Source organism: Sphingobacterium sp. IITKGP-BTPF85, from assembly GCF_001006065.1.
GTDB classification, from domain to species: Bacteria; Bacteroidota; Bacteroidia; order Sphingobacteriales; family Sphingobacteriaceae; genus Sphingobacterium; species Sphingobacterium anhuiense.
The window spans coordinates 1-17,846 of record NZ_ASZT02000109.1 but is presented as its reverse complement, the minus strand read 5'-3'; the positions used below and the strand labels follow the sequence as shown (position 1 = coordinate 17,846).

Annotated in this window: 22 protein-coding genes and 1 pseudogene; 11 read left to right on the top strand and 12 right to left on the bottom strand. The window is 40.3% G+C overall.

What is annotated here, in order from left to right; all coding sequences use genetic code 11:
- On the top strand, positions 1 to 266 hold a 266-nt coding region (locus L950_RS18195), incomplete at its 5' end, for an SDR family oxidoreductase (RefSeq protein WP_231577412.1).
- A gap of 22 nt (positions 267 to 288) precedes the next feature.
- The gene (locus L950_RS18190; protein WP_031287704.1) at positions 289 to 612 is read left to right on the top strand and encodes a hypothetical protein; all 324 of its coding nucleotides are present in this window, start codon (positions 289 to 291) and stop codon (positions 610 to 612) included.
- Between the two features lie 15 nt (positions 613 to 627).
- Here the strand turns inward: L950_RS18190 and L950_RS18185 are convergent, their stop codons facing one another.
- On the bottom strand, positions 628 to 951 hold the full coding sequence (locus L950_RS18185; protein ID WP_021189043.1) for a winged helix-turn-helix transcriptional regulator: 324 nt from the start codon (positions 949 to 951) through the stop codon (positions 628 to 630).
- A 123-nt stretch (positions 952 to 1,074) separates the two neighbouring features.
- On the opposite strand from L950_RS18185, the gene L950_RS18180 reads away from it, so the two are divergent.
- Both L950_RS18180 and L950_RS18175 read left to right on the top strand, forming a co-directional pair.
- On the top strand, positions 1,075 to 1,479 hold the full coding sequence (locus tag L950_RS18180) for a nuclear transport factor 2 family protein (protein WP_021189042.1): 405 nt from the start codon (positions 1,075 to 1,077) through the stop codon (positions 1,477 to 1,479).
- 150 nt (positions 1,480 to 1,629) lie between these two features.
- The gene (locus L950_RS18175; protein WP_021189041.1) at positions 1,630 to 2,415 is read left to right on the top strand and encodes a PhzF family phenazine biosynthesis protein; all 786 of its coding nucleotides are present in this window, start codon (positions 1,630 to 1,632) and stop codon (positions 2,413 to 2,415) included.
- 175 nt (positions 2,416 to 2,590) lie between these two features.
- Here L950_RS18175 and L950_RS18170 read toward each other — a convergent pair whose 3' ends face one another.
- From L950_RS18170 to L950_RS33870, 3 genes are all read right to left on the bottom strand, one after another.
- A complete protein-coding gene (locus tag L950_RS18170) occupies positions 2,591 to 3,904 on the bottom strand; it encodes an ABC transporter permease (protein WP_031287702.1) in 1,314 nt (437 codons plus the stop codon).
- Entirely contained in the window at positions 3,897 to 4,271 is a 375-nt protein-coding gene (locus tag L950_RS33875) for a DUF4162 domain-containing protein (RefSeq protein ID WP_021189039.1), read from the bottom strand. The genes L950_RS18170 and L950_RS33875 overlap by 8 nt, the downstream gene beginning before the upstream one ends.
- 73 nt (positions 4,272 to 4,344) lie before the next feature.
- Entirely contained in the window at positions 4,345 to 4,836 is a 492-nt protein-coding gene (locus L950_RS33870) for an ABC transporter ATP-binding protein (protein ID WP_231577411.1), read from the bottom strand.
- Positions 4,837 to 5,120: 284 nt separating this feature from the next.
- Here L950_RS33870 and yihA point away from each other — a divergent pair, with 284 nt between their 5' ends.
- The 4 genes and pseudogenes from yihA (at position 5,121) to L950_RS18150 (ending at position 8,311) form a co-directional block, all read left to right on the top strand.
- On the top strand, positions 5,121 to 5,828 hold the full coding sequence (gene yihA, locus L950_RS18160) for a ribosome biogenesis GTP-binding protein YihA/YsxC (RefSeq protein WP_021189038.1): 708 nt from the start codon (positions 5,121 to 5,123) through the stop codon (positions 5,826 to 5,828).
- Between the two features lie 3 nt (positions 5,829 to 5,831).
- The gene (locus L950_RS18155; protein WP_410528139.1) at positions 5,832 to 6,557 is read left to right on the top strand and encodes a 4-hydroxybenzoate octaprenyltransferase; all 726 of its coding nucleotides are present in this window, start codon (positions 5,832 to 5,834) and stop codon (positions 6,555 to 6,557) included.
- A gap of 17 nt (positions 6,558 to 6,574) precedes the next feature.
- Positions 6,575 to 6,739 (top strand): hypothetical protein, encoded by a 165-nt coding sequence (locus L950_RS37440; protein WP_410528138.1) that lies wholly within the window; start codon positions 6,575 to 6,577, stop codon positions 6,737 to 6,739.
- A 112-nt stretch (positions 6,740 to 6,851) separates the two neighbouring features.
- Positions 6,852 to 8,311: pseudogene (locus L950_RS18150) on the top strand (alanine/glycine:cation symporter family protein).
- Positions 8,312 to 8,543: 232 nt separating this feature from the next.
- Here the strand turns inward: L950_RS18150 and L950_RS18145 are convergent.
- The 3 genes from L950_RS18145 to L950_RS18135 form a co-directional block, all read right to left on the bottom strand.
- A complete protein-coding gene (locus tag L950_RS18145) occupies positions 8,544 to 9,992 on the bottom strand; it encodes an IS1182 family transposase (protein WP_021189036.1) in 1,449 nt (482 codons plus the stop codon).
- 135 nt (positions 9,993 to 10,127) lie between these two features.
- Positions 10,128 to 10,889, bottom strand: coding sequence for a murein L,D-transpeptidase catalytic domain family protein (locus tag L950_RS18140; protein WP_021189035.1), 762 nt, complete (start codon positions 10,887 to 10,889; stop codon positions 10,128 to 10,130).
- A 92-nt stretch (positions 10,890 to 10,981) separates the two neighbouring features.
- Positions 10,982 to 12,031 (bottom strand): L,D-transpeptidase, encoded by a 1,050-nt coding sequence (locus tag L950_RS18135; RefSeq protein ID WP_031287697.1) that lies wholly within the window; start codon positions 12,029 to 12,031, stop codon positions 10,982 to 10,984.
- A gap of 307 nt (positions 12,032 to 12,338) precedes the next feature.
- Here L950_RS18135 and L950_RS33860 point away from each other — a divergent pair, with 307 nt between their 5' ends.
- Positions 12,339 to 12,767 (top strand): hypothetical protein, encoded by a 429-nt coding sequence (locus L950_RS33860; protein ID WP_231577409.1) that lies wholly within the window; start codon positions 12,339 to 12,341, stop codon positions 12,765 to 12,767.
- Positions 12,768 to 12,771: 4 nt separating this feature from the next.
- Positions 12,772 to 13,320 (top strand): alpha/beta hydrolase, encoded by a 549-nt coding sequence (locus tag L950_RS33855; protein ID WP_021189032.1) that lies wholly within the window; start codon positions 12,772 to 12,774, stop codon positions 13,318 to 13,320.
- A gap of 2 nt (positions 13,321 to 13,322) precedes the next feature.
- On the opposite strand, the gene L950_RS18125 is transcribed toward L950_RS33855, so the two are convergent.
- The 4 genes from L950_RS18125 to L950_RS18115 all read right to left on the bottom strand — a co-directional run bounded on the left by L950_RS18125 (position 13,323) and on the right by L950_RS18115 (position 15,508).
- Complete coding sequence (locus tag L950_RS18125) at positions 13,323 to 14,126, bottom strand: oxygenase MpaB family protein (RefSeq protein WP_021189031.1); 804 nt, start codon at positions 14,124 to 14,126, stop codon at positions 13,323 to 13,325.
- An 83-nt stretch (positions 14,127 to 14,209) separates the two neighbouring features.
- Positions 14,210 to 14,401: a hypothetical protein gene (locus L950_RS33850; protein WP_231577408.1), complete on the bottom strand. Its 192-nt coding sequence runs from the start codon at positions 14,399 to 14,401 to the stop codon at positions 14,210 to 14,212.
- A gap of 124 nt (positions 14,402 to 14,525) precedes the next feature.
- On the bottom strand, positions 14,526 to 14,888 hold the full coding sequence (locus L950_RS18120; RefSeq protein WP_021189029.1) for a hypothetical protein: 363 nt from the start codon (positions 14,886 to 14,888) through the stop codon (positions 14,526 to 14,528).
- On the bottom strand, positions 14,870 to 15,508 hold the full coding sequence (locus tag L950_RS18115; protein WP_021189028.1) for a DUF45 domain-containing protein: 639 nt from the start codon (positions 15,506 to 15,508) through the stop codon (positions 14,870 to 14,872). The genes L950_RS18120 and L950_RS18115 overlap by 19 nt, the downstream gene beginning before the upstream one ends.
- A gap of 83 nt (positions 15,509 to 15,591) precedes the next feature.
- On the opposite strand from L950_RS18115, the gene L950_RS18110 reads away from it, so the two are divergent.
- Complete coding sequence (locus tag L950_RS18110; RefSeq protein ID WP_031287693.1) at positions 15,592 to 17,595, top strand: M13 family metallopeptidase; 2,004 nt, start codon at positions 15,592 to 15,594, stop codon at positions 17,593 to 17,595.
- A gap of 146 nt (positions 17,596 to 17,741) precedes the next feature.
- Here L950_RS18110 and L950_RS28025 read toward each other — a convergent pair whose 3' ends face one another.
- Positions 17,742 to 17,840 (bottom strand): riboflavin kinase, encoded by a 99-nt coding sequence (locus tag L950_RS28025; protein WP_410528140.1) that lies wholly within the window; start codon positions 17,838 to 17,840, stop codon positions 17,742 to 17,744.
- Positions 17,841 to 17,846 lie beyond the last annotated feature (6 nt).

Sequence of the window (17,846 nt, the reverse complement as noted above, 5' to 3'; positions counted from 1 at the left end):
AAAGGTATTCGGGTGTTGACAGTCTCTCCGGGCTGGATCAAAACAGATGGTGCTACAGGATGATGGATGAAATCGCGAAAAGAACTGGTATTTCTGTTGATGAAGCGGTGCAGCAGGTCATGGAAAGTTTGGGGGGTATTCCTTATGGCCGACCGGCAGAACCTCAGGAAGTGGCCGAATTGGTCGGTTTTTTAGTGTCACCAAGAGCGGCTTATTTGACAGGAACAGAATTTATTATTGACGGAGGTACAATTCCAACAATTTAAAAACCTTAAAAAAACACTTGAAATGAACATACCACAAGTAATGGCCGCATTAGTTCGTGCGCAGAACAATTTTGATTGTGTCTCCTATGCAATTTTTTTTTCCGAAACAGCCCTGATTGTTGACAAGAGTAATACATACAGGGGGAGAAAAGAAATTGAAAATTGGATTGTCGCAGCAAATGAGCAATATAAAACCGTCATGAAGCCATTGAGCTATAAAAAAGGAGAAACCGAAAGCATATTAAAAGCAGTAGTTTCTGGAAATTTTACTGGAAGCCCTGTTGTACTGTTTTACCATGTTCGGATTGTTAATGAGCAGGTACAATCATTGAAAATTACAGGATAAGGTATTTTTGTATGGTTAAATGTCATGCTTGAGGCCGTACTGGATGATGGTCTGAATAATGGGTAGCAATTCTTTTCCTTTTTCGGTCAAGGTATATTCGACCTTTGGCGGGATTTCGGCAAAGGACTTTTTATGGACAATATCTTTATCGCATAAAAACTTCAATTGGCTGATCAGCATTTTTTCACTGATTCCGACAATACAGCGCTTCAGTTCGCCGTAACGGATGGTGCGTTCGTTAATCTGGAAAATAATGAGCATGGTCCATTTTCCGCCAATGATTTCAAGTGTTTTCCTTAGGGGACAGTTTTCGTCAGAAATATTTATATTTATATTCATTGTGCTGTAAATCAGTAATTATTACTTTAACGTAAGTACCCTACTTTTAGGTAGGTACTTGACTATTGTACTGCAAATGTAGAAATTTGTCATATAATTTACTTACTTATAAAATTAAATAGGATGTCAAAAAACGTAAAAATAGTGCAGTCGTATTTTAATGCGGTAGCAACAGGAGACTTTGATACAGTCGGAAGTTTATTTGCAGATGATATTGTATGGCATCAGCCGGGAAAAGGTGTTCAATCTGGAACGTATACCGGAAAAGCAGCGGTGTTTGCTCATTTGGGGAACTTTATGCAATGGAGCAACGGTACCTTTGCTATTGATGATATTGAATATACAAGTGATAATGGAAATCTTGTGGCAGCTTCAATTCATTTCAAAGCAGCAAAAGGTGAGGGGACACTTGCGATGAAAGGTGTCGATCTATTGCGGATCGAAGATGACAAAATAAAAGAAGTCTGGCTGTTTTCAGAAAGAATTGAAGTGGAAGATGATTTTTGGAACAGTGCAGCGAAGAATTAAGATTTGAAGGGGAAATGAGGGTAAGATTTTAGGGTTCTGCTTTGCCTAATTGCATTAACTGTGTTTTGTGCTGTATCCTATAAAAATCGTGTTGCTGTATCTGTATCCATTAAGACTTATATGATAACTTTGTTTAAAAGGAATAAGAATATGAAATTAACAATTTATCAGGTAGATGCTTTTACGGATATGGTATTCAAAGGAAACCCTGCGGCCGTTTGTCCCTTAACGGAGTGGCTGGCGGACGATATTCTATTAAAGATCGCCGCAGAAAATAATCTATCGGAAACCGCTTTTTATGTGCCTAAAGGTGATGGTTATGAAATCCGTTGGTTTACACCTGCATCGGAAGTAGATCTTTGTGGTCATGCAACTCTTGCCACGGCCTACGTTTTGGCCCATTGTGAAAAGCAAGTAAAGGAAACGATTAATTTTTATTCGCCAAGAAGTGGCAAACTTCCCGTAAGCGTACAGCAGGATAAATTTGTGCTCAATTTTCCTGCAGACCAGTTTTCGGAAACTGAATTGACCGATGCACTGCTGGCAGTAACGGATAAAAAACCGATTGCAGCTTATCGCGGAAAGACTGATTATATGCTGGTTTTCGAGAAGCAAAATGATATCGAGGCTTTAAAACCCAATCTACCTTTGATGACTGGTATGGCTGCAAGGGGATTTATCGTAACGGCGAGGGGAGAAAACCATGATTTTGTTTCCCGCTTTTTTGGACCTGTGGTCGGTGTTAATGAAGATCCTGTCTGTGGCTCGGCACATACGACGCTGACGCCTTATTGGGCAGGACAACTCAATAAAACTGAATTGAGGGCATTTCAGCTTTCAGAACGTACGGGTGAAGTATACTGCCGTCTGCTGGGCGACAGGGTAGAGCTGGCAGGAAATGCTGTGCTTTATATGAAAGGCGAGATTTATATTTGATCAAACAGTATTGATGTACTTCGTGTCGTAAGATGCGTCTGATATATTTTTTTGGGTTTCACTACAAATTGTGAAAAATCGTCCCTAATATTAAAATGTTTGTTTTACGGTAATTAAAACTAAAAACAGCTCTTTAGGATTAATAAAGAGCTGTTTTTGTTACGTTTAAAAGGGTTTAGTACTTCATCCATTTGATGATTTCTTTCCAGTTTGCCTTTTTTCCGTAGATGAGGATACCTACACGGTATATTTTGGCTGCTAACCAGGTGACCAGTAGAAAGGTGCTTACCAACAATGCCAGCGATACAGCAATCTGCCAGGTGGGTACACCGAACGGAATGCGGACCAGCATGGCAATAGGGGAGGTGAAAGGTATAAAGCTTAGCCATGTTGCAATGGGGCCGTTAGGATCGTTAATAATGACTCCAAACGACAAGACATAGGTCAATAGCAAAGGCATGGTAATGGGCATGGTAAATTGGTTGGCTTCTGTTTCACTATCCACTGCCGATCCTACTGCAGCAAAGATGGCGCTGTAAAGTAAATAACCGGATAGGAAGAACAGAAAGAAGCAAACGATAATTTCGGTGACATTGACTGATTCCAGATGTTGTAAAATGCCAAATCCAAGACCTGAAGCCGGTGCCTGACTGACCGTGTTCATGCCGGGACCTCCTTGTTGCATTGCAGCATGTTCTACGGTTTCTTTATTGATCAGTTTGGTGGCTCCAAAAACCAGGCCTCCGGTCAAGATGATCCAGAGTAGGAACTGGGTGAGTCCGACCATTCCGATACCGATGATCTTGCCCATCATAAGCTGGAAAGGTTTGACCGATGAGATGATAACTTCGATAATGCGATTGCTCTTTTCTTCAATTACACCACGCATCACCTGTACACCATAAAGAAACAGCGATAAGTAAACCAATACGGCTAAACCTACACCGATACCCATAGCAATACCTGTGTTACTGTTTTTCTCCTCGCCACCTTCTGTTAGCTCTTTGGCATTGACGCTGATATGAGGCTGCACCGATTGTAACAGCTCTGGGTCGATACCTAGCTTCTTGTATTCGCCGATGCGGATGATGCCTTCAAGCTGTCTTGCTATTGCATTCTGGATCGTGATATTGGCTTTATCTGCTGAAATCAGCTCGATGGTAGACTGCTGATAAATTTCTTTCGGAATGACCAGGATGGAGCTGTTCTGCTCATCGTCTTTAATCTGCTTTTTAAGATCCTGCAATGAGCGGTCGCTGACAGTAAAAGTAATGTTAGGGTCGCTTTTCAGCTGCTTTGCAAAACTGCCCTGCTGATCCAGAATATATACATGTGCATGGGCGTCTTTGAAACTTTTCTTGGTCAGATAAAATATCCCTCCGTAAAGCGCAATGAAAAATAATGGGACCAGAAAAGTCATCAATAAGAATGATTTCTTTTTGACACGGGAGAAGTATTCGCGCTGAATAATGAGTAGTATCTTATGCATGGTCGGTTTCTTTTTTAGCGTTGTTGGATAGGGTCACTTGCTCGATGAAAATATCATTGATAGAGGGTACTATTTCTAATACTTGATGAATTTCGGCCAGAGGTAAGAGCTTTATGAGTACTTGATTGATGCTAATGTCTTGATTTAACTTAATAGTGATAATTATTTTGTTTTCAGATTGTTCTATATTTTTTAAATGGTATAGATTTTCTATACGTATTGATTTTTCATCATTAACGGCCTGTAATTCGATTTTGTAGGTCTGATTTTTATAGTTGTTTTTGATGTCATGAATATTGCCGTCAAGGATCTTTTGGGAGCGGTTAATAAGTGCAATGTGGTCGCAAAGTTCTTCGACGGACTCCATTCTATGCGTCGAAAGATGATTGTAGCGCCTTTTCGGTTCAATTCAAGGATTTCATCTTTGATTAAACTGGCGTTTACAGGGTCAAATCCGGAGAAGGGCTCATCCAAGATAATAAGATCAGGTTCGTGGAGTACGGTCGCAACAAACTGTACTTCTGTTGCATACCTTTACTGAGGTCCTCAACCTTTTTATCCCACCATGACAAAATGTCAAGCTTCTCAAACCAATGATTTATTCGATCATTTGATTCTTTCTTACTCAGTCCTTTAAGCTGTGCTAAGTAAAGCATCTGTTCTCCTATTTTCATCTTCTTGTAAAGGCCTCTTTCCTCTGGGAGGTAGCCAATTCGTTCGATATGTTTGGGTGCTAATGGCTCTCCGTCGAATAGTATTTCGCCCGAGTCCGGTCCTGTGATCTGGTTGATGATCCGGATCAGGGAAGTTTTACCGGCCCCATTGGGTCCTAAAAGTCCGAATATTTTTCCTTTGGGAATACTGAGGGAGACATGGTCCAGCGCTCTATGACTGGCATAGTCTTTTACAACATTTTTGATTTCTAAAAGCATGTATTATTTTGGTTAGTCATATGTGTTTAATCTATTTTTTTAAATCGGTTATCTGGCATGGTATTCCTGGTGCTTTAATGTGTTATAGCAAAATGCTCTCCTGCTGTACTTCGGTATTTAATAGTGCCGATGCGCGTTAGATGGCCATGTTTACCAGCATATTTTTATCATTAGTAAAGCTGATCTGTGAAACGTTACACTTTTGCCTCCATTTTTGTTTTTAAATAATGAAACGGATCGGAGTTCAATTTGTCAAAAGGATAGTTTTATGCTACCTTTGCAAGATGCAAATTAAAAAAGCCGAATTCATCTGTAGTAATACACGAGTTGATAAATTGCCAGAAGGCAAACTCCCTGAGTATGCTTTTATTGGTCGTTCCAATGTGGGTAAATCATCACTGATCAATGCTATGGTTGGTAAGAAAGGTTTAGCTAAAACTTCTCAAAAACCGGGTAAGACGCAACTGATCAACCATTTTATCATCAATGACGATTGGTTTCTAGTGGATTTACCGGGTTATGGTTTTGCAAAAACATCGAAGTCCAACCGTGAAGCTTGGGAGAAATTTATTCGCCGTTATTTGACGCATCGCGATAATTTGCAGTGTATATTTGTTTTGATCGATAGCCGTCATGAGCCTCAAAAAATAGATCTTGAATTCTGTTACTGGTTAGGTGAGCGGGGTTTACCTTTTATGTTAGTATTCACGAAAGCTGATAAGCAGTCTAATGTGAAGTCTGATGTGAATATGTCTAAATTTAGAAAAGCATTAGCGGAGTGGTTTGAGGAAATTCCAAAGTGTTTCCTAACTTCTGCTGAAGTGAAGTCGGGCTGTGATGCTATTTTAGAGACGATCGGGGATATCAATACCCGTTTTGTTATGCCTGATTTAACGGTTCCTAGTAATGAAGTCGGGTATGAAGAAGGGGATGAAGATAAATATGGTGATGTGGATCCAGATCGTTATCGTCACGCTGGTGAAGAGGAGTAGTCCATGAAGAAGTATCTGTCCCTCGTACTGTTTGCGCACAGTATTTTTGCATTGCCTTTTGCTTTTATTGGCTTTTTCCTGGCTTTACATACCACGAATCATACTTTTGACTGGAAGTTACTCGTATTAATGCTGGTCTGTATGGTGACCGCACGTAATGCGGCTATGGCCTTTAACCGTTATCTGGACCGTAATATCGATATTTTGAATCCTCGAACGGCAATGCGCGATATACCTGCTGGGCGGATTTCTGCTAGAGGGGCATTGCTATTTACAATCATAAACTGTGTGTTTTTTGTCGTTGCGACTTACTTTATCAACAGTTTATGCTTTATGTTGTCACCTATTGCTTTATTTGTCGTGCTCTTTTATTCTTATACTAAGCGTATTACGGCTTTATGTCATGTGGTGCTCGGTCTAGGTTTAGGGCTTGCTCCGGTGGGTGCATATCTTGTGGTAACGGGTCAGTTTCATATTGTTCCTGTACTTTACGGCCTTGCCGTATTGTGCTGGGTGAGCGGTTTTGATATTATCTATGCTCTGCAGGATGAGGCGTTTGACCGTGAGCATAAGCTGAATTCCATTCCAGTATTGTTGGGTACTAAAGGAGCGCTACGTTTTTCCGAGATCCTGCATGTATGTTCGTTTATATTTGTGCTCTTGCCGGTTCTGTATATGGAGGTGGGATGGTTCTATTATTTGGGTGTTGTTTTTATGGCAGTCTGCTAATCTATCAGCACCGGATTGTGAGTCCAACAGATCTTAGCCGCGTAGATCGCGCTTTTATGACGACTAATGGTATCGCATCTGTTATTTTTGCAGTTTTTCTATCTGCTGGATATTATCGTGCATTAGCCGATAGCGTCCAGATTTATATTTTTTATGGTCAAAGCCAGATTAATCTTGATTAATCTGGCTTTTTGTATTTTCTGCTCTATTTTTTGTGCCATCCTGAATAAAAATTTATATTTTCAGGGCTTGTTATTAGGATGTGTACACCAATTATTTGTAAAAGCTTAGATTATGGTAGATAATAATTTTGAAAATTTTGTAAAAATCGCATCGGAACTGGTGTGGAGTGATGTTTTTATTTACCTGTGTCTGTTGACGGGTCTGTATTTTTCTGTACGGACTGGATTTCTGCAGTTGACCTATATTAAAGATATGCTGCGATTGCTGTTTCAGAAAAAGCAGTCGGACGAGGGTATATCATCTTTTCAGGCCTTTGCATTGGCAATTTCGGGCCGCGTGGGCACAGGAAATATCATCGGAGTGGCCACTGCGATCTATATGGGAGGTCCGGGTGCAATTTTCTGGATGTGGGCGATTGCTTTCCTAGGTGCTGCATCTGCTTTCGTGGAGTCTACGCTGGCACAGGTGTTCAAACAGCAGGTCGGAGATGAGTTTAAAGGTGGTCCTGCCTATTATATTGAAAAATGTCTGGGTGTGAAGTGGTATGCGGTTCTGTTTGCCTTAATAACCATTGCAAGTACAGGCTTTTTACTTCCCGGCGTGCAAAGTAATGCTATTGCATCTTCGATGCACAATGCATTTGAAATACCTGTCGCTTATACGGGGATTGGAGTGGTGGTTTTGTTGGCTGTTATTATTTTCGGCGGTGTACAGCGTATTGGCCGAGTGGCTGAACTAGTGGTGCCGTTTATGGCGGGAGCGTATATTTTAATGGCTTTAGTGATCATCGCTTTAAATTATACACAGATTCTGGATGTGTTTGGTCTTATCTTCAGTTCTGCATTTAGCCTGAATGCCACTTTTAGCGGCGTTGTGGGCATGGCGATTGCCTGGGGTGTTAAGCGTGGCATCTATAGTAATGAGGCCGGACAGGGCACCGCACCGCATGCTGCGGCCGCAGCGGATGTTAGTCATCCTGCACAGCAGGGTTTGGTACAGGCTTTTTCGGTGTATGTGGATACAATATTCGTTTGTACAGCAACAGGACTTATGATTTTATTTACCAATCAGTATAATGTGGGGCAATTTGATGGAGCCGGTCAACTGGTCGGTTTTATATCGGAGCATATACCAGGGGTCAATTACACGGCCTTTACACAGGCGGCGGTGTCGCATCATTTTCCATTGATCGGAAATGGCTTTGTGGCCATCGCTTTGTTTTTCTTTGCATTTACGACGGTTATGGCTTATTACTACTATGCGGAAACCAACTTATCGTATATCTTTTCTAATAAGGTAAGTCCGGCGGTCACCTGGATATTGCGTATTGTATTTCTTGCGGCGGTATACTATGGTTCTGTGAAAACAGCGGAGATTGCCTGGCAATCGGTGATATCGGTGTAGGGCTGATGGCTTATGTCAATCTGATCGCGATCTTACTGATGAGTAAAACAGCGCTCAAGGTATGGCAGGATTATAAAGTGAAGCGTAAAAGAGGGGATATGAATCCAACATTCAGTGCTAAGGAACTGGGAATTAAGAATGCGGAGTTCTGGGATAAAGAGAAATAAAAGGAATAAAAAATCCCTCAACAAGTGTGAGGGCACTGAAAAAGCCTCAATTTTTAAATGAGTCTTAAAGAAATGACTGAGTATAGGGTTTATCTTACTCGGTCATTTTTTTTTAATGGATTTCTGGAAGTTTATTTTTTAATGGACTTATTGTAAGTTTAGTCGGCTAGGACTTGCCATTTGAGTTTTTAGCATCCCAATTAGACTGTTTTTGAGGCAATACTCCTCCTTTTTAGATCAATTTCAGGATTCTTTTCAAGTTTACTGTAAAGATCGCCATTGCACCTTGCATTTCCATATTCTGGACACCATAGGAATCTGCTCTTCCGTAACCATGGACATTCTTGAGCTCACTGTTCTTAGCCTCGATTTTATATCTTTCCTTAGACTTTTTTCGATAATAATCGGTTTCCTGGAAAGCCATTTGCTCTTTATGTAGTTCGGATTTTATGGTGATTGAATAAGACTTAGTTCTGGATCCTTCTTTGTAACATCCTTCTCTAAGAGGACAAACCTTACATTTCTCCACATCAAAGTAATATGTGTCTGCTTGGTTTTTACAAATGTTCTTTTTGCCCTGACGGGCCTTTCTGATTGCTAGATGGCCTGCCGGACAGACAAACATTCCTGCGTCTTTGTTGTACTGAAAGTGATTTGCTTGTTTCCTGTATCCTTGGCTGATTATCGGATTCAATTTAGCTATGATATCAATGTCCTGTTCCTTTGCCAACTGCAGGTTTTCCTTTCCCGAGTAAGCAGTATCACCGATAATCGTATCCACTTCCATTCCATTTTGTTGACTGATCTCCAATAACCTTGGCAGTTCCGGGCCATCACCTTTTTCGCCTGTAGTAACGACTGCTGCCGTGATAATGCGTTCCTCGGTCATCGCTAGATGTGTTTTATAACCAAAGAAACTGCTATCTACAGATTTATATCCAAGTCTGGCCTGGTCATCTTTAGAGAGCAGATAGTATTCTTTTGTGTCTTCAATGGTTTCCTTCAATAGGTTCAACTTCTCTTTAACAGCCGGTATTTCACTGATAGCCTGATCCTGCTCAAGAACCCGCTGTAATTCCTTACAGTAGGTAAGTTCTTGATCTAGATCGTTAGATTCGTTCTTGTGTGGCAGACTCTCCTTGTATTCCCCGTCAATCTGATATATCGCTTTCCTTAATAGCTTGGAGCGTTCTTTAAGTACTTCCAATGCTGTATATGGATTCGATCTGGAATGGGTATGGGTAGCATCTACGATGATGGACTTTGATTTTATGATACCTTTTTCAAGAGCAATCGTTACGGTCTTATTGATCAACAGGTTCAATAGATCCATATCTTTTAATCGTAGTTTACGGAATTTAGTAAGCGAACTTGAATTGATCACATCCTCCTCTGGAGCCATTTCAAGAAAGTATTTAAAGGACATATCATATCTGGAACGCTCAACGACATCAACATCTGAAACGGTGTAGATCGTTTTTAAAAGAAGGTACTTGAACATCTTGATTGGGCTCTCAGCTGTACGACCATTAGTATGGCAGTACTTCGTCAAAAGCTCGTCATAGATAAAACTGAAATCGATAAGATCGTTGATTTTTCGAAGTAGATTGTCTTTTGGAACAATGATATCGTACAATCCTGAATAGGAACTGAACTGTATTTTTTGTTGGGGAGAAAGCATCCTAATGTCCGTTAAAGCCTACTTTAAGATACGAAAAAAGGAGCAGAAAACTGTTGTTTTCCACTCCTTTTTTTAGCCCTATTTAAAGGGAGACTTTTTCAGTGCCCTGACAAGTGTTGAGGGATTTTTTTATGTTTAATTCATTTTTCCGAATTTATCTCCGGCCATATCTTTCTCATAGTAGGCGGTAAGATCATCCCGGTGATTCAGCACTTTTGATTTGGCTATATACTCCTGGTTGTCGGCATAGATGAATAGTAATGATCCATCTTTAATGGTATTGATAATAGGCTTCGCTAACTCTCTAGGCAGCGCAGGACAGCCGTAGCTTCGTCCTAAGCGTCCCAATGAACTTACGATGCGTGGATTTGCATAATCTGCGCCATGAACCACTACAGCTCTTGATTTGGCTCTATCATTAAAGCCCTCTTCCAGTCCATTTAAAACCAAAGAGTAACCATTTGAACCTTGATAAGTATTCTCCGTTACATAAAAGCCCAATGAGCTCTGGAATGACTCCGGCGTGTTTGAAAAAGAAGTAGCGTAATTACTACCGCTATTTTTACCGTGTGAAACGAGCGAATGAAAAAGGACTTTTTCGTTTTTAAGGTCTAGGACGACAAGCCTTTTTTCAGTAGATGGTAAAGTGAAGTCAATGATTGATAATACATCTTTGTTTTTGGCGGGAAGTAATCTATAGCCTTCCATCGCTTCTTTAAATGCTTTATAATTGACTACATCTTTGAGATTCATGCTTTCGTAGAGTGCATCTACTTTTGATATTTTCTTTTTAACTGTAATTTCTTTTTTATGAATTTCTGTCGGTACTACATTTTTAGATTCTGAGAACAACGCTGCATACAAACCCATAAATAAAATGAACACTAATTTCTCCATACTTTATCCCTTATTTGTTTTTCGATAGCAAATTTAAGAACTAAAGATAGTTAAAAAGTGTAAAAAATTGTTAATCAGTATCTTAATTATCGTTAATCAATAACTATTACCAAAGTCTGGAAGTCTTTTGACCGTTTATAAACAAATTGTGCATGTGATGACGCATTTCTGACACACATATGTGACCTCGGGATGGTGCCTAAGCTCCAGCTGTATTCGATCACTTTACCGTTCGGATTATTGACAGGAACGCCGTGTACGTACGCTCCGGCCGTAAAACGGCTTGCAAATGGGGCATAACCTTCGATAGATTTTGTGCCATCTTTGAAATAAAACATCTTGGATTTATGCTCCTGTAAAACAAAGATTCCAGTAGGAGTTTCCTGTGCATGAGGAGGCTTGTGACGGCCTGTAGTGGCTGGATTCATGCTTCTTACTGCCCATCCTTTTTCTGTTTTATCCAGTGTACAAATATTTTGGTTTGTAACATCCACGACGATTACTTTGTCAAATCTGACAGAATCGCCTATTGTTTTGAGGTATCTTTTCGGTACTTCCCAAGTTCCTTCGAAGGAAACACCTTCCACTTTGACACGTTGTAACGTGTCGCTACTCTGCAGTTTAACCAGCCAGCCATCTCTACCATAAATGGAAGGTAATTTGGTTTCGCCTTCACGATATAAGGGACTCGCTTGGTAGCGTTCTGTTCCTAGGGAGTCAGCAACACGTTTATAGGAATCTCTTTTGAAATGTGGAATAGTAGGTGCCTCACCATTTGAATTCTGATAGTTTTGCAGCACACCATAAATAGCGCCGCCGTTCTGGAAATTTTCAACAAAAGCCAGTTTTTCTTTTATTTTATCCCATTGAAATTGCCTTACTGTATCTTTATAGGGATAAGTGTCTTCTAATGTATACTTGGTGTACTGGAGTTCTTTGGTGATTTCAATATCTGCCCCTGTTTTTGGTTTGGCCTTAGCAATTTCTTCTTCTTTCTTTCTAATCGCATCGATTGAATCTTTTGTTTTCTCCTTTTTCTTTTCTTCCGGATCATTTTTTGATTGTCCTTGTTGGCAAGAAATAAACAAAAAGGAAACGAAAAAACTATATATTAAAATGTTTTTAATGTACAAATGCTTCATAAAACAGGGCTCATTAAGATTTTTACTGTTGAGAAAGGTACATTATTGTATCGATGCCCCTTTTCTGAATGATTTCATTACCAAACATAGTGCCGAGATTTACATGGATGGATTAAAGATACAAGGTGCTCGCGGAATAGTAAGAGTTAAATTTTTCATTTATCGACTATATATTGAATGGCAGTAAAACAATTTTATAATGATGAGGTTGTATCAATAATTTCTGCTATTTTTAATGTATATGATTTCAAACTTACGTTACTTAATAATACTTGTATTTATATCGTCCTGTGGGATTATGCACAATGTGCCTCTTTCACAGAAGCCGAATTCGTTTGATAAACCCAATATTTCCAATTCTTTTGTGGATCAAAACGGGAATTTTTATCCTGATAATTGGCGTAAGACGTACGGCAGCCCACCTAGTAATGGAAAAAGAGATGCTTACTCTTTAATGAAAATCGCGGCAGACAAAGGTATCACGGATGAGCTGACGGGATTTGAAGTGAAAAAACTAAGGGAATTTAAAGAGCGTGTGAAAACGAAGAAACGCGTTTTTGTGTTTGTTCACGGCTTTAATGCAAACAATGAAGAAGTAAATGAGAGTTACGGTTATATCCAGAAGCTTATTAAAGTCAATGCTAAGGATGATGAGATTGTGCGTTTTTATTGGGACGGGCTATGGACGAGCAATCCTTTTGCCGGGGCAAATCTGGTTTACCGCGACTTCCTTTAGTCAGATGGCCGGTGAGTTTGGTTTAAGGCGTGTGCTGAATACGATTTCAAATAAAGATATCTATATCATTTCACACAGTCGAGGTGCTTCTGTGGTACTGAGTGCATTGGCGGAACCGCATTTCAATGAAAAGTTTGTAAAAGACATCAAGGAAATTCATAATGTTGATGTGGAAAACGCGAAAGAACTCTTGGAGAATAAAAACCGGATTACCTGTATTATGCTAGCTCCAGCAATCGGATTAGCTGATTTTAAATCGCAGGAGGCAGGCAATGACTCCTTCTGTACGATAAGTCCACAGGTGAAAAAAATGCACATTACAATCAATAATACAGATAAGATGCTGAAGAAGTTTTTCGGTTTTTTTGCCGATAAATTTAATCCGACCGACCTGGGCTATAAAGATAATGTGTACAATGAGCTGGTGAAGCAGTATACCTGCTTTGATAAAACAGACTTCTCGGGTATGGAAAGCCATGCATTCAATAGCTATATTCGCAGTCCGAAATTTAAAACGATGCTAAAAGCAAATAGTATTGCTTTAGCGAAATAGTGTTAGTATTGCTTGTTGTTCTCCCGGTTATTGTAGGTTAAGTAGATTCTCTTGACTTCCAATTGCTCGGCTCTTCCTTTATTGATGAGAAGCTGACGTTGTTGGGTAAGTCTGGACTTGTTATTACGCATTTTGTTTTTTAAAACATTGAGATAGGCTATGGCACCAATTCTGGTGGTGTCGAGGCCTAAAAGTCTACAGGAATAGCTGCCTAGGAGAAAATGGTTATAATAGAGATGAATTTCGCGCATCATTTTACGTCCCAGCGCTGATTCCGGATAATACGCGGCTATAGGCTCTTCCTGTAGGGCCTGGGCCAATAACCTGGAATCGGCATCGCCTTCTTTTTGTGTCATGGTCCAGTAGTAAAGCGCTTCAATAGCCTGTTGTTCCGTGTCAGGAAGTAGTTGCAAGGGGATACCTAACAAGTAACCGATATATTTCCAGAGGTGAAGCACTGCTGTTATTTCTTCTGGAAGGATCTGAAATTTCATGCGCTGTAACCCGACGATAAAGACCAGCGAAAATCCCAGGTTGGTGGCAAGCATGTCCCACTGATTGAGCGGTAGGCCCCATTCATTTTTGTCCCAATCCGTCTTCGCCAGAATATTGATCCGTGAGAAAGCATGGATCATGCGGGTTTCCATTACTTTTTGATAACCGATCTGCCCGCTTTTTAAAGCTCCATTTTCCATGATGTCTACCCAAAAGTCTACTGTATCTGCCAGGCGCTTCACGGCTCCTTTTTTTAGTGCACCGGTATAGATAAGTGGTTTATTGATTGCTGCCGATTCGTAACCACCCATGAGGCAGTAGTCGCGCAAGACGATCAGACCGCTTAATCCTGCGCGCTGACTTACTGCGATGCCACTTTCCAGCAGTTCCCAGTTTAACCAGGACGCTGAACTCTCAATCGAGGAGAAAAAAGTGTCAAGTGCTTCTCTATAGGCTCATCGACATTTTCCGGAGCAACTAAATACGCACGCAGTAATTGCTGTCCCTTGCCAAAACCAACTTGCTGATGGAGCTTTCTGACCAATTCGTCTGCCGGTTCATCGCAGGTGAAGAGGTAGGGCACCAACTTGTTTGCTTCCCGAAGGTCGGGCTGCTTTGGCAGTTTTTTTAACAGTTCTACTCCGGCACCTGCGGTCCAATAATGATGAAAGGAGGAGGTATTTGTTTTGAATCGGCTCGGTATTTCCATCTTAATTGTCTATATCCCAATTCATAAAATTGCCTGTAGCAACGATGTTCCCAGATGTATAGGAGAAATCGAAATCAACGTAATCGGACTGGCAGGAGGTCGTATCACTGCAGCAAAATTGGCGGTCGATGTTGAAGCTGATTCGAAATCTACCTTTCTTTTCGATATCGTTGAAAGTGAAACTCGAGACGCTAAGATCGCCGATCTGCGGTGCGCCATCTTTGTCGGATAGGCTGTCGAATACCGCTTCCTGCAGCTGTTTGCGGTCTTCGGCTGTGATCTGATCGAGCAATAAGGTGAAATTTTGCTTGATTTTCTGTAATGCTGTATCTGTAACCGGTATGTTTAATGTGATTGTTGACATGTTTTTAGTGTATAAGCTAGTTGATGTTCGAGCTGCTGTTCGTCTGGAAAATATGTTGTTCTGATCTTTGGATCCAATGAAATCTGTGAAGCAATGGCTTTAAAGGCCAGGTAATGGAGTTCCGAGACCGATAAGCACGTGACCGATGTGCTAAAAGTAATGTTATGTTCTGCCTGCAGGCTGTAGAGACTCTTTGGCAATGCCCTAAGTTTGATCTTACCCACCAGCACATTTAATTTTTCTTCCCAATAGCCGATTTCGTCTGCTAGCTGCTGGAGTATAAATTGTTTCTGCCAGTCATGGAGCTGTTTTTGATAAGTGATCCCTTTACAGTAAAAGGTAATGGTTCTGTTTTTAACCAGAATTTTGTTCGAGGTGCTATTCTTGATGAGTTTGAGTAAATAGTTTTGTTGAAAGAGACGAACCGGATGTTCTTGATACTCGACTTCTTCAGAAACTGTTTGGCTATTCTTGTTATTTTTAATAAACTGTTCTAAGGTGCTGATTTCAAAGTCGACGGGAGCAAAAATGCGCGCAAGGCCCGGATGTTGCTCCAAGCGGATTTCTTTGGAATCGGTTGTAATGATTTGATAGTTTTTTCCAGCTATTTCGATTTGCATACTGAAATTAAATGTTCGACCTTGTAAACATAATACTAACTTTTATTAAGTTTGTCATCAAATTAAAACAAATAAACGGTAATATGAAAAAACATTCAGTTCTTGCCGCTTTACTGATGTGTGGAGGAATGCTCTTTGCACAACAGCAGCCGGCAATCAATACAGCCTTTATGGATAAGAGTGTTCGTCCTCAGGATGACTTTTACAATTTTGTAAACGGTCAATGGATGAAGACAGTGTCGATACCTTCGGATAAAGCGCGATGGGGATCTTTTGACGAGCTTCGTGAAAACACAGACATTGCGACGTTGAAGATCTTGAAAGAATCTTTAAGTACCACTTTTGCAAAAGGTTCTGACGGTCAAAAGATCGGTGATTTATATCGCTCTTATATTGATTTTGATAAACGTAACCAATTGGGCGTAACTCCAATTAAACCTTATCTGGATAAAATCGATGCGATCAAGGATTTTAACGGTCTGTACAATTATCTGGTTGAGGTGACGCCAATCGGTGGCAATCCTTTTTTCGGTGCTTATGTCTATGCACACTTAAAAAATAGTAACGTCAATACGGTTTATTTAGGTGCTGCAAGTTTAGGTCTGGGGCGTTCTTACTACCAGGTTGTAGATGCTAAGAATACGGAAACTTTAGGTGATTATTCTAATTTTATCTCGGCGCTTTATAGTAAAGTCGGTCAGCGTACGCGTGACTTAAAGGGTCCGAAGATTGTTGCTTTTGAAAAAGAACTGGCTAAAAACCTGAAAACAGTGGAGCAGTCCCGTGATGCTGAAAAGCGTTATAATCCGGTTGCTGTTGCTGATCTGAAGAAAATGGTCAAAAACATTGATATTGCCAAATATCTGAAAGATACTGGTTTTAAAGCGGATACAGTGATTGTTTCGGAACTGGCTTATTATCAGAACCTAGACAAGGTGTTGAAGCCTGAAAACCTAGAAGCGATTAAGGAGGTCTTGAAATTTAACGTGATGAATGATGCGGCGGCATATTTAACAGCGGACCTGGATCAACTTAATTTTGATTTTTGGGGTAAAAAATTGAAGGGTCAAAAAGAACAGCGTGCGTTGGAAAAAAGAGGAGTTGAATTTGTCAACAGTGTGGCAGGCGAGCTTTTGGGTAAACTTTACGTGAAAGAGAATTTCCCGCCACAAGCAAAAGAGCAGGCAGAGGAATTGGTCGGTTACCTGATCAAATCTTTCCAGCAGCATATCAATGATCTGAAGTGGATGTCGGCCGATACGAAAGTAAAGGCTTTAGAGAAACTTTCGAAATTCAATGTGAAGATCGGTTACCCGGACAAATGGAAAGATTACACTACGTTAAATGTGGGTACTTCTTTATTTGATAATATCCTGAGCGAGCGTAAATGGGCTTTTGCAAAGAATTTAGATAAGCAAGGTAAACCTGTTGACAAATCGGAATGGGGTATGACACCACAAACTGTCAATGCTTATTACAGTCCTTTGTTTAATGAAATTGTATTCCCTGCAGCGATCTTACAGCCTCCATTCTATGATTATAAGGCAGATGCAGCGGTTAACTTCGGTGGTATCGGTGCGGTTATCGGTCATGAGCTGTCTCATGGTTTTGATGATCAAGGAGCTAAATATGATGGAAACGGTAATTTGAACAACTGGTGGACCGAAGAGGATAAGACGAAGTTTGAAGCTTCTGCTGATGCATTGGTAAAACAGTTTGAAGCTTATGAACCGGTACCGGGTGTGAAGGTGAATGGCCGTTTTACTTTGGGTGAAAATATAGGTGACTTAGGTGGTTCTTCTGTTGCTTTCGATGCCTTGAAAATGTACCTGAAAGATAAAGGTAACCCAGGTCTGATCGATGGATATACACAAGAACAACGTTTCTTTTTATCGTGGGCTACGATCTGGAGAACTAAAACAACGGATGAGTTTGTTGTGAACCAAGTGAAAACAGATCCGCATTCGCCAGCTCAATATCGTGCTTTTGCGCCGATCATCAATTTAGATGGTTTTCATGAGGCATTCGGTACGAAGGAAGGTGATAAATTATTTGTCCCTAAAACGGATAGAATTGTGATCTGGTAGTTCTTATTTGTATAGGAAAGATCGAGATTAAAATAGAAAGCCCTTACAGATTCCTGTAAGGGCTTTTCTATTATTTTAGTTAAGAGGCTAGAATTTTTTTAACTTCTGAGTCTTCTAGCCATCTCACTTATTATTTAAGTAACTTTTTAAAAAAGTAATGCTCGGATTTGTTTTTCATCTTCCTGGATCTGATCTTTCATTTCCTGTAAGGAGTCAAAACGTTCGTCATGACGGATGAAATGCAGGAATTT